General features: G+C 72.1%; 3 protein-coding genes. 1 reads left to right on the plus strand and 2 read right to left on the minus strand.

All coding sequences use genetic code 11. The features are described 5' to 3' along the window. On the minus strand, positions 1 to 312 hold a 312-nt coding region (locus LLG88_14170; protein ID MCE5248055.1), incomplete at its 3' end, for a hypothetical protein. A 150-nt stretch (positions 313 to 462) separates the two neighbouring features. Between LLG88_14170 and LLG88_14175 the strand changes: the two genes are divergently transcribed. Beyond that, on the plus strand, positions 463 to 888 hold the full coding sequence (locus LLG88_14175; GenBank protein ID MCE5248056.1) for a hypothetical protein: 426 nt from the start codon (positions 463 to 465) through the stop codon (positions 886 to 888). 95 nt (positions 889 to 983) lie between these two features. Here the strand turns inward: LLG88_14175 and LLG88_14180 are convergent. Beyond that, a partial coding sequence (locus tag LLG88_14180) for a YncE family protein (protein MCE5248057.1) occupies positions 984 to 1,560 on the minus strand: 577 nt, incomplete at its 5' end.

Genomic DNA, 1,560 nt, shown 5'->3' on the forward strand with positions numbered 1-1,560 from the left:
CAGCTTGAACGTCACCACGGCGTTGCAGTTCCCGCGCGCGTCGGCCGCGCAGCCGGTGAACACGACGAAGCCGGCGAGCCGCTTCCCGCGCGCCACCGTCTCCGCCGCCGGAACCGGCGCCGCGCCGCCGACCCGCTCCCATGCGGCGAGAAACTCTTCCGGCCGGTCGGTGAACACGAGCATCGCGCCGAAATCGCCGACGCTCTTGCGCGACGCATCGTCCGCCGCGGGGACGCCGTCCTGATTCCACTGCGCCTGGGCGCCGAACGCGGCGCCCAACAACATCGCCAGAACGATCGCGAGCCGCTTCATGGTCTTCCCCTCCCGTCCGGACGGACGCGTTCACTATACTGGATCGGTCGGCCGCGGAAGAACCGCGCGGCTTGGCCCGCGGCGACGGATCATGCGGTCGCGGGAAAACGATCACACAGGCCCACGGCAACGCCTTCTTCGATGGCGCTCGTGGGCGTCGCGTTCGCGCCGCCGCTGTTCACGAACCCGCCGACCGCGCTCATTTGCCGGCCGCGGCCGCCGCTTCCCGCGGGAGGCGATCCGCAGCTCCTTGCGTCGGCGAAGTCCGACGTCGAGATTCAGGTCGCCGTGGAGAAGCGCGGCCCCGAGTATCGGCCGGGGAAGATCTGGTTCGACCATGAAGACTGCCCGCGCATCGTCTGCCTGGAGCGGTTGGCCGAGAGTCGGCCGGGAGAGAACCGCCGCGTCACGATCAAGGCGGACTTCGGACTGCCGGTCGGCGACGTGCTCGACGTGGTCAGGGCGGCGCGGACCGCCGGCTACGAGCACGTCTTTCTCGTCACGGACGTTTCCTCCGACTCGCCGCTCCTCGGCCTCGCCGGCCGCCGCTGGCTGAAGGCGCACGCCGTGGACTGACGCCGCGCCCTTCTTGCGCGACGACGACGACGCGACGGCCGACGCGCCGCGCCCCCCGCCGAGCGAGGAACCGCGGCGCGCCGGCCGTCCCGACGTCACTTCGCCGGCTGCAACACGAGGATCGCGAACGTCCCGGGAACCATCGGCGGACGCGGATGCGGACGCTCCGCCGTCGGCGCCGGCGGGGCGCCGAACTCGGCGGTCGGCAGGTAGACGCGGTGCGTCGTCTCGTCGAGCGCCATCGTGCGCGCGCCGCGCTGCGTCGGGACGTCGGCGACGACGGCGAACTTGCCGGGGCGCTCCTCGCGGACGATCGTCAGCGAGCCGGCGCCGTTGGACGCGAACGCGAACCCGGTCTTCGAATCGAACGCCGCGGCGTCCACGCCGGCGCCGATCGGCGGCGCCGCGAGGACGCGCCCGTCCTTCGCGTCCACCACCACCATCGTCTTGTTGCCGCAAACCGCGAAGAGGCGCTTCCCGGCGCGGTCGATCGCCAGACCGGACGGCTCCTCGCAGCCGGCCAGCGGCCACGTCGCCTCGACCTTCAGCGTCGCGGCGTCGAAGCGGACCATCGCGTTCTTGTCCTCGATGTTGACGAAGATCTTCCCGCCGTCGGCGACCGCGAACTCGGGCTTCCCGCCGAGCGCGACCGTCCCGACGACGGCGTTCGTC

It is taken from the genome of bacterium, from assembly GCA_021372775.1.
GTDB lineage: Bacteria > Acidobacteriota > Polarisedimenticolia > J045 > J045 > JAJFTU01.